This is a genomic window from Acidiphilium sp. PM, from assembly GCF_000219295.1.
Taxonomy (GTDB): Bacteria; Pseudomonadota; Alphaproteobacteria; order Acetobacterales; family Acetobacteraceae; genus Acidiphilium; species Acidiphilium multivorum.
On record NZ_AFPR01000053.1, the window covers coordinates 1 to 9843 of the forward strand.

Sequence of the window (9843 nt, forward strand, 5' to 3'; positions counted from 1 at the left end):
TGCGTTATCGTCGAGGGTGAGGGTGCCGACGTTGACGCTACCGAGAGTGGTGATGGAGTTGCTGCCGGTGAGGGCGACGAGGCTTGCGGTGGCATCGAGGGTCGAGGCGGTGACGTAGCCGGAGACGGAGCCGGCATTGGAGATGGTGCCTCCGCTGGCATCGAGGCTGAGGGTTTGGGCGTCGATGTTGGCGTTGATGTCAATTTTGTTGGTTGGGCTGCTGGTAGTGTCGAGCAGCGAGATGCTGCTCGCGCCAGAGATGCTGCTCGCGCCAAGAGCGCCGCTGACCTCGATGGTCCCGTTGGCTGTTGCCTCGATTGATCCGGCGGTAAGCGTCACCGGCGCTGCAATACGAATATCGCCGCCGGAATTCATCGCCAGTGTGGAGATCGACGAACTCGAAATGGCCGAGGCAATCGAAATCAGGGACGATGCGCTGAGTTCGACCGCGCCGGTCTGCGAATCCAGTATCGATGCATCGATATAGGAAGACGTGCTACTGTCCGTGCCGACCGTGAGAGTACCGGACGTGGTGGTCGTGCCCGCACTCGGAGTGCCGCTCGACGACGTGACGATGAGGGTCTGCGGATCGAGCAGGATGGTGCCGTTGCGCCCGCTGGGTGCGAAGGTGGTGTCGGTTCCCGAGAGGGAGATCACGCCGTCGCTGGAGATTTCGATCAGGCCACCGTCGCCATTCCCCGCGCCCTGGGCGGAAATCGTGCCGGCCGCCGTCGTTCTGTCGCGCGAAAGAACGGTGATTCGGCCGCCATTGCCGTTCCGTGTTGCATCGGCGGAAATTGTCGCCCCCTGGGCGATCGCGACCCGCGCGGCCTTCGGCGCCGTTGTGTCGGATGGTCCCTGCAACGCGCGCGCCGCATCGGTGCCGAGCGCCACGACACCGCCGCCCGCCGGGCCCGAGGCATCGATCCGCGCGGTGCTGGCCACGCTCACATTGCCTGTCGCATCGACGGCGATCGTTCCGCCGGAACTGCCAGGCGTCTCTCCCCGTGCCAGTAGCTGGCCGGCAACCTGGAGGTCGCCGCCGACTCCCTGAATGGTGATCGCGCCGGGCTGCCGGCCAACGCTGTCGGCCCTGAGTGTGCCGCCGACATCGAGAAGCTGCTGGATCAACCCGTCCACCGCCCGCGCCGTGAGGGTGATGTGCCCGCCATTGGCGATGATCGTTCCCTCGTTGGTCACCAGTGCGGTGACCTTCCGGCCGCCGAGGTCGATCTGCCGAACCGCCTGCGTCACGTTGATCGAGATCAGCCCATCGCCCGAAAGGTTCAGCGTGAAGGCCGATGCCCCGGCGAGCACGACATGGCCAAGCTGCGCGGTGATCGTCCCCCGGTTGATCACCTCCGGCGCCACGAAAGCGGCGAGGCCCGCCTGCTTCATCGTGATCCGCCCGTCGTTGACGATGCGGGCGCCGGGCTTTGGCTGCTGGTCGAAGATCAGCTTGCCCGCCATGAAGTTTTTCGGCGATATCCCCGAGGTGCTGACGACGAGGCTTTCGGCGTTGACTTCCGAGCCGGGCGTGAACACGACGCCATCCTGGTTGACCAGCACGATGCGCCCGTTGGCGTCGATCCGCCCGGCGATGATCGAGGGATTGTTGGCGATCACCCGGTTGAGCGCGATGGCCTGGGCGTTCGGCTGGTTGAAGGTGACGCGCGCCTTCGACCCGAGATTGAAGCTCTGCCAGTCGATTGCGGCGCGCTGGCTGGTCTGGGTGATCGTCGTCGTGCCGGGTGCCTGGGAAATCGTCGCCGAGCCGCCGACGACGGTGCCGCCCTGCGGCGTCGTCATCGGCGCCGGTTGCCCCGCGCGGCCCTGGGACGGGGCGAGCAGGGCCGCGGTCAGCGCTGTCGAGGCGAGCAGCAACCGCCGGCGGCCGGCACGGCGGCCCGGACGGGAGACGGCGATCCGATGCTGGCTATTCGTCATTCCCGCGCATCCTTGCCCCATCAATAGCGTGCGAGCACGCCCCAGTAGACAGCCGTTTCTCGAAGCGGCGGCACGCCGCTCGCCGGCGGCTGCAACTGCGTGACGAAACGGTGCACGGCGGCGATATCGAATTCGATCCGGCGCGTCAGGCGTAACCGGACCCCACCGCCAAACGAGGCGAGCCGCTTGTCGTTCGGCTTCTGTCCCAGCGTTCTCGGCTCATTCTGCCAGACCTGGCCCCAGTCGTAGAAGGTGTAGAATTGTGACCCGATGAAAAAATGTCGGCCCAGCAACCGCAGATTGAGCGGTGTGTTGAGTTGAAGCTCGGCACTTGCATAAAGAGCGTCGTCGCCGGTCACCTGCCCGGAATAATAGCCTTGGGCGATATGGTTGCCGCCGAGATAGAAGGTTTCGGAGGAGGGCAGGATGTCGGGCGAATACTGGCCGCCAAACGTCCCTTCGAGGGCGACGCTCGCATTCCGCCAGGGGTTGAACAGCGTCTGGGTGCGGTCGAGCGAGAGATCGATCTTCCAGAAATCGAACCGTTCCCCGAGGCGTCCCGCGTTCGACCTGCCGTTCGCGGACGCCCCGAAAAGCCGCAATCCACGTGACGCCTCGAGCGTGGCGGTGGTCAGGGCGGGCCGCGCGGCGCCGAGCACATCATCGCTGAACGCCTCGTCGAGTTCGATGCGCAGGGCGCGCACCGAGTCGGTCGAAGCGGGCGTCTCCGCGCCACTGAAGCCGGAGGCCGTGTAGACGATGTTGTCCGTGCCGTCGAAACGGGCCTTCAGTTCAAGCGACTGACCACGTTCGAGCCAGAGCGGGTAGCTGGCATAGAGACCGAACACGTCGAGATGCGCCCGATATCCCACCTCGCGCAAGGTTCCGGAGGGAATGGCCCGGCCGGCGCCGAAGTAGATCCCGATGCGAAGGCCGCTCGTCCCGGCGAAGAAACTCTCTGAAAACTGGCCGAAATTGTTGGTTCCGCCGGATGTGTGAAAGAACGACGCCTGGCTCTGCTCGCCGAGCGAGGTGAAGCTGTTCATGTCGCCGACGACGAGCCCTTCGGCGGGGCCGGTCTCGTCGAAGCCGCGGTTGTCGGCGGTCACAAGGGCCGAGAACGGCCGGCGGACGACGTCGGCCACCAGGGTGAGCGCACCGGGCGCCGCGGCATTGGGCTGCAGAACGGCGCCGACCGCCACGCCCGGTATCTGCTGCGCGAGCAGCAGCCAGTGTTCAAGCGAGGCCTGCCGGACCGGCCGCTCGTGGGTGAGGTGGTCCAGAAAGCCAAGGACGAGCGTGCCGACCGGACCGATATTCCGCGACAGCTTGACGCTGACGATGTGGCCCTCGGTGACGATGAAGCGGAGGTCGCCTGATCTGTTGATTTCCGCGGATACCGCGGTGAGCACGTAACCATGCCCGCGGTAGAGCGCGAGCAACCGCAGCCGCGCGGCCTCGATCGCCGGTAGCGGCGTTGCCGCGCCAATCAGCTTGCCGACGGTTGCGCGGAGTTGCGCCGGGGAAAAGGCCGTTGCCCCCAGCACGGCGACGGAGTGCACCGGCACGGACTGGTCCGGCACGGCGCCCTCCCGCCCGACCGGGCGGAAATCCGGCAATGATTGGCCGAGATTCGGCGCGGCATGCGGCATGATATGTTGCAGGGGCGACACTTGCGGCACGGTCGGCAAGGCGGTCGGGGCCGCGTGCGCGCCCGCCGCGCCGAAGACCGCCAATCCGAATGCCATGATCCCGGCACGGCATCCCTGCCGGCCCGCTACGCCCCGTCCGATCCGCATCGCCGTTCCCTAAGTCGTTAAGGATGTATAACCGAACGACGAATTCATATGAAGCCACGTAAAAGATTTAACGCACGCTGCCTCAAAATTTGAGAAATTGAGAAATTTGAATTCAAGGCGCGATATTTAGTGTGGAGTGCGGATTTTCGCTCCTCGCCATTGCAGTTTGCGTAGCTTCTGCGGCTTTGTTAACTATCAGGAAGAATGGGATGTCCGGCGGCTGGATGGAAAATACCTGTGCGGCGGGTCACGCGGCGCGCCGGCTTGCGGTGCTATGATGTATCGGGCTGGCGTTGCTGCGCGGGCGCGGAACGGCGCCGCCCGGGGCAAATCGTGATCGGGGGTTGGCGGAATGACGACTAATATCGATCTGCTTGACCTCCAGACATCGCTTGGTAGCGGCGTCCTGACGCTGGTCGGGGTCAATGGCCAGGCGGCGCTCAGCCAGTGCTTCCGGTATACGCTATCGGTGCGCGCGGGTGCCGGCGGGCTCGATCCGAACGATCTTCTATACACGTCGGTCACCGTCGCGATCGGGTCCGACGGGACGAACCAGACCTACATCAATGGCCTCGTCTCGTCCGTGGTCCAGAAGCCCGGCAACGCGGCCGGTACCGCGATCGCCGCCGGCCTCGAACTCTGGGATCATGAACTGACGGTCGTTCCCGCCCTCTGGTTCCTCGGGCAGACACTCGATTGCCGGATATTCCAGAACAAGACCGCCGTTGCCATCGTCAAGGAAGTTCTGGACGAATTCGAGATTACTTCATACGAGCTGCCGAGTGGCGGGACGAGCTATGACTATACAGTCATGTTCAATGAGACTTATCTGGACTTCATAAATCGCATCCTCGCGCGCGATGGGCTTTTCTATTATTTCGTCCACGAAAAGTCCGGACACAAGTTCGTCGTCGCCAGCAGCTCCCAATCTCTCCCCAAGTTGGGAGCCGTCAAATTCGCCGGGCAGACCGCGACCGAAGTCGGGGTTCATACGCTCAGCCGCGCCGACAGCACGACCATCGGCAAGTTCATCGGGAATGACTACAACTATGAAACGGCATCCACCGGCCTCGTCTCCGATGCGGATACCGTGCTCAAGGCGAAGGGGGCGGCAACCCGCAAATTCTATCGCTACCCGTCGGAAAATCCCGTCAAGGAGGCGATCGGACAGCAGGTGCGCCATCAGAACGAGGCGGCCGAGGTTCGTGCCGGGTTGTTCGCCGGTGGCGGCAACACCCCGTCGATGCTCGCTCCCGGCAACGCCGTCACCATCACCGGCGATCCCTTCGGCATCGGCGATTACGTCATTGCGGCGGCCGCGCTCAGCGTGACCGATCACGCCGGCATCGGCGGAGGGACGGCCACCGTCGATGTCGCATTCACCCTGTTCGACGCATCGGTTCCCTGGCGGCCGGAACTCCTGCCGAAGCCGCAGATCGCCGGCTTGCAGTCCGCCCTCGTCGTCGGGCCCTCGGGCGATGAAATTTACACGAACAAGTACGGCCGGGTGAAGGTTCAGTTCAACTGGGACACGCGCGGCAAGAAGGACGAGAACTCGAGTTGCTGGGTTCGCGTGATCCAGCCCTGGGCCGGCGCCGGCTGGGGGTTCCAGTTCCTTCCGCGCATCGGCCAGGAGGTCGCCATCAGCTTCCTCGAGAGCGACATCGACCGGCCGGTCGTGATCGGTTCCTTCTACAACTCCGGCCAGGTCAGCCTGTTCAATCTCCCCGCCGAGCAGAACAAGGCGGGATTCCGCTCCCGCTCAACCAAGAGTGGCGGGACGTCGAACTACAGCGAATTCAGTATCGACGATACCAAGGGGTCGGAGGTTGTCCTGCTGCATGCGGAGCGGGATTATACGGTCGAGGTCGAGCATGATGAAACCCGCACGATCGGCAACAACCGCACGGTGACCGTCAAGAAGGACGAGGCGATCACCGTGGACGGCAACCAGACCGAGACGGTGAAAGGAAATCGTACCTTCGAGGTCAAGCAGGACCATTCCGAGACGGTCGATGGCAACCAGTCCGTCACGGTCAAGGGCAAGCAGAGCGTGTCGGTGCAGGGGCAGCAATCCGTATCCGTGACCGGGGCCGTCACCTATGAGTCGATGGAGTCGATCACGCTGAAAGTGGGCGGAAACAGCATCAAGATCGACATGACGGGCATCACGCTCTCCGGCACCCTCATCAAGATCAATGCCCAGGCCGAGCTGTCGACGAGCGGCGCGATTGCGCAGCATTCCGGCTCGGGGATGCTGAAACTCCAGGGCGGGATCATCATGGTGAACTGAGGTGGATGCACGGAAGATGGACAAGATACAGGCAGCCGTGCGTGAGACCGTACTCGCCCATGCAGCCCTTGGCGAGGAAGCGCTGGCGGCTGCCGGCGGCGCGGCCACCGTGCCCGCCCTGATCGACGCGCTGGAGGGAGCCGGCTTCCTGGTGGAGGCGACGCGGTGCTTCGCCCATGCGCTGCCGCGGCGCGAGGCGGTCTGGTGGGCGGCGATGTGCGCGCGGCACACCGCTCCCGCGGACCTCGCGGAGACCGGGCGCGCCACCCTCGATGCGGTCGAGCTTTGGGTTCGTCAGCAGAACGAGGAGGGGCGCCGCGCCGCGATGAGCAGGGCGGAAGCGATCGGGTTCCAGACGCCGGAGGCCTGGGCGGCGGTCGCCGCCTTCTGGTCCGGCCCGAGCATTTCCCCGCCCGACCAGCCGCCGGTGCCGCCGCCTGCGCATCTGACCGGCGTGGCCGTGGCCGGTGCCGTTGCCCTTGCCGCCGTGCGCGGGGACGCGCAGCGCGGCCCGGCCCGTCTCGCGCTCTTCCTTCGTTCGGCCCGTGAGATCGCCGCCGGCGGCGTCGGCCGACTGCCGCCGGAGGCCGAACAATGACCCTCACCCTCAGCGTGCTCCGCTGCCCGGATGCCGCCCCGCCGGAAACCCGCAGCATCGAGGGCGGGGAATTCCGCATCGGCCGCGGTCCGGACAATGACTGGGTGCTCACCGATCCCGATCGCGTGCTGTCCAAGCGGCATTGCGTGATCGCCTGGCGTGCCGGCGCCTGGCAGATCGCCGATACCAGCACCAACGGCACATTCGTCAATCAGGACATCGAGCCGCTTGGCGCCGGCCGCGTTCACGCGCTGAGCGACGGCGACCGGATCCGGCTGGGCAGCTACGAAATCGAAGCCCGTCTCGTCGAGCGCGGCTTCGGGGATGCGGGATACGGCGGTGGTTTCGGCGCCGCGCCCGCGACCCGGCCGGACCCCTTCGCCGATCCGTTCGGCGAGGACCCGTTCGCCAAGCCCGCGGCACCCGCCTCCTCTCCCGTATCCGACGAGTGGTTCGGCGGCGGCAATTCGATTTCGATGCCCGACGACTTTGCCGGCCTGCCGGATGACGATGCCCTGTTCGGCCCGACGCCGGTGCCCGACCACTCGCCGGCGCAGAACGACGTCTTCCGCCCCGCGCCGATGGCGCCGAAACTTCTGCCCGATGACTGGGATCTGGGCCTCGAACCCGGCGCCAACACGGCGTCGGCCGGCCCGGCATGGACGGCGCCTTCGCCGCTGCCGCCGCCCGCCGAGATCCAGCCGCCTCCACCGGCTGCTCCGGCGCCGCCCGCTCCCCTGCCGCCCGCCCCCGTACCGGCCGGTGCGCCCGGCGGCGATCTGCTCAGGGTCTTTCTCGAGGCCGCGGGCATGGACGGGCTGCCGCCGCCGGCGGATCCGGAACTGCTGATGCGTCGCCTCGCCGGTCTGTTCCGCGCCATGGTGGGCGGGCTGCGCCAGGTGATGATCGCCCGCGCCGCGATCAAGGGCGAATTCCGGATCGAACAGACGATGATCCGCGCGCGCGGCAACAACCCGCTCAAATTCTCGGCGGATGACGACGATGCGATGGCCGCGCTGATCGGCCTCGGCCGCCGCACCAGCGACCTGCAGGCCGAGGAGGCGGTGCGGGACGCGCTGCGCGATATCCGCCTGCACGAGATCGCGGTGATGAGCGGCATGCAGGCCGCGGTGCGCGCCCTGTTCGCCCGGCTCGATCCCGCGCCGCTGCGGGCGGAGGCCGAATCGGCGCGCGCGCTGCTGCCGGCCCAGCGCAAGGCGCGCGCCTTCGAGGCCTATGAAACATTGTATGGCCAGCTCAGCGCGGCCCTTGCCGACGATTTCGACAACGTCTTCGGCAAGACCTTTGCCCGCGCCTACGAGCGCGCCCTGTCGGATGCGGAGGCCAGTGAAACGTGAAGCGCCGTTCGATCATCCTCGCACTTCCTGTCCTCCTTGCCGGCTGCGGCACGCCGCCGCCGAAGCCGCCGGCGGTGCTGTCGCTGACCATCACGGGCGGGGCCAACCAGAACCCCGATGCCTCGGGCACTGCCGAGCCGGTGGCCGTGCGGGTCTACCCGCTGGTCACCGCCGGCAAGTTCAATGCCGCCGACCCGTATTCGTTGCTCGGCAAGGCCACGTCGCTGCTCGGCAGCGACCTCGCCGGTCCGTCGGAGCAGACGATCGTCGCGCCCGGCGCCACGGTGAAGCTGACGCACAAATTGCCGGATCAGGCGCAGTCGATCGGCATCGCCGTGTTCTTCCGGGCGATCGACCGGGCGACATGGCGCCTCGTCGCGCCGGTGAAGGCGCATGAAACGAACGCGCTGACCTTGCGGATCGACGGATTGGACGCCAAGCTCGTCCCAACCAAACCGAAGGGCTGAACGTCGATGAGCTGGACCAACAGGGTCGTCTGGCAGGAAGGCATGTTCCTGCGCTCGCAGCATTTCCAGCAACAGGACCGTTGGCTCGAAGCCCAGGTGCGCGGCCGGGTGGCGGCGCTGCGGCCCTATCCGTGGGGAATCTCCCGTCTCGCGGTCAACCGGGAACTGCTCGGCACCGGCCGTTTCGCCCTGGCCGAGGCTGAAGGCGTGTTCGAGGACGGAACCTGCTTCTCCCTGCCGGGCGAGGCCGATCATCCGCCGCCGTTCGAGGTGCCCGAGAACACGCGCAACATGCTGCTTCACCTCGCGCTGCCGGTGCGCCAGCCCGGCGCCGCCGAGATCGCCGCGGAAGACGGCAGCACCGAGGGACGCTACGGCGCCGCCCGCTTCGAGGCCTACGACACGCATTCCGCCTCGCCCGAGCCGGCGGAGCTGCTGATCGCCCGGCTGCGCCTGCGCTATCTCCTCGACAGCGAGGACCGCGCCGGCTTCCTCTGCCTGCCGGTCGCGCGGATCGTCGAGGTTTCGGCCGACCGGCGCGTGACGCTGGATGACCGCTGGATCCCGCCGGCGCTGGTCTGTCACGCGGCGCCGCCGCTCGCCGGGCTGATCGCCGAATTCTCCGGCATGATCCACCAGCGTGGCGAGGCGCTCGCCGCCCGGCTCAACGCGCCGGGCACGCGCGGCGTCGCCGAGGTGCAGGATTTCATGCTGCTCCAGGCGATCAACCGCTGGCAGGCGATGCTTCAGCACTGGGCCGACGCCGCCGTGATCCATCCGGAGACCCTCTATTCCGCCTTCGTCTCGATGGCCGGCGAGTTCGCCACCTTCATCGAGGGCAGCCGCCGGCCCACCGCCTATCCCGGTTACCGGCACGACGATCTGCAACGCAGCTTCGCGCCGGTCGTCGCCGATCTGCGGCGGGCCCTTTCCGCGGTCATCGAACAGAACGCCGTGCCGATCCCGCTGCAGGAGCGGCGCCACGGCGTTCATGTCGGCCCGATCGTCGACCGCAGCATCCTGCGCGCCGCGAATTTCGTCCTGACCGTGCAGGCCGACGTGCCGGCCGAGACCCTGCGCCGGCTGTTCCCCGCGCAGGTGAAGATCGGCGCCGTCGAGCATATCCGCGAACTGGTCAACGTCGCGCTGCCCGGCATCTCGGTGCGGCCGCTCCCGGTGGCGCCCCGGCAGATCCCTTTCTATGCCGGCGCCACCTATTTCGAGCTCGATCGCGGCAGTCCGCACTGGCAGCAGATGCAGAATTCAGGCGCGTTCGCACTGCACGTATCCGGCGAATTTCCGGGGCTGAAACTCGAACTCTGGGCGATCCGCGGCTGAAGAGGGTGGCATGAGCGACAATCCGTTTGCCGAACCAGACGAT

General features: G+C 66.7%; 7 protein-coding genes. 5 read left to right on the forward strand and 2 right to left on the reverse strand.

Going from position 1 to position 9843, the window contains the following annotated elements; genetic code table 11:
- Positions 1-1947, reverse strand: a 1947-nt coding sequence (locus APM_RS01840) for a filamentous hemagglutinin N-terminal domain-containing protein (RefSeq protein ID WP_007421655.1), incomplete at its 3' end; no start/stop codon positions are given.
- A 20-nt stretch (positions 1948-1967) separates the two neighbouring features.
- Complete coding sequence (locus APM_RS01845) at positions 1968-3695, reverse strand: ShlB/FhaC/HecB family hemolysin secretion/activation protein (RefSeq protein WP_013640546.1); 1728 nt, start codon at positions 3693-3695, stop codon at positions 1968-1970.
- A 403-nt stretch (positions 3696-4098) separates the two neighbouring features.
- Between APM_RS01845 and APM_RS01850 the strand changes: the two genes are divergently transcribed.
- The 5 genes from APM_RS01850 to tssK are packed head-to-tail and all read left to right on the forward strand — an operon-like array spanning position 4099 to position 9800.
- Entirely contained in the window at positions 4099-6039 is a 1941-nt protein-coding gene (locus APM_RS01850) for a type VI secretion system Vgr family protein (protein WP_007421657.1), read from the forward strand.
- 16 nt (positions 6040-6055) lie between these two features.
- Entirely contained in the window at positions 6056-6637 is a 582-nt protein-coding gene (locus tag APM_RS01855) for a DUF6931 family protein (RefSeq protein ID WP_007421658.1), read from the forward strand.
- Entirely contained in the window at positions 6634-7995 is a 1362-nt protein-coding gene (gene tagH, locus APM_RS01860) for a type VI secretion system-associated FHA domain protein TagH (protein ID WP_007421659.1), read from the forward strand. Before APM_RS01855 ends, tagH begins: the two co-directional genes overlap by 4 nt.
- A complete protein-coding gene (tssJ, locus tag APM_RS01865; RefSeq protein ID WP_007421660.1) occupies positions 7992-8462 on the forward strand; it encodes a type VI secretion system lipoprotein TssJ in 471 nt (156 codons plus the stop codon). The genes tagH and tssJ overlap by 4 nt, the downstream gene beginning before the upstream one ends.
- A 6-nt stretch (positions 8463-8468) precedes the next feature.
- Entirely contained in the window at positions 8469-9800 is a 1332-nt protein-coding gene (gene tssK / locus APM_RS01870; RefSeq protein WP_007421661.1) for a type VI secretion system baseplate subunit TssK, read from the forward strand.
- Positions 9801-9843 lie beyond the last annotated feature (43 nt).

Coding starts and splice junctions, on each gene's coding strand:
- APM_RS01855 (WP_007421658.1), top strand. CDS start 6,056: ATGGACAAGATACAGGCAGCCGTGCGTGAGACCGTACTCGCCCATGCA.
- tagH (WP_007421659.1), top strand. CDS start 6,634: ATGACCCTCACCCTCAGCGTGCTCCGCTGCCCGGATGCCGCCCCGCCG.
- APM_RS01850 (WP_007421657.1), top strand. CDS start 4,099: ATGACGACTAATATCGATCTGCTTGACCTCCAGACATCGCTTGGTAGC.
- tssK (WP_007421661.1), top strand. CDS start 8,469: ATGAGCTGGACCAACAGGGTCGTCTGGCAGGAAGGCATGTTCCTGCGC.
- APM_RS01845 (WP_013640546.1), bottom strand. CDS start 3,695: ATGGCATTCGGATTGGCGGTCTTCGGCGCGGCGGGCGCGCACGCGGCC.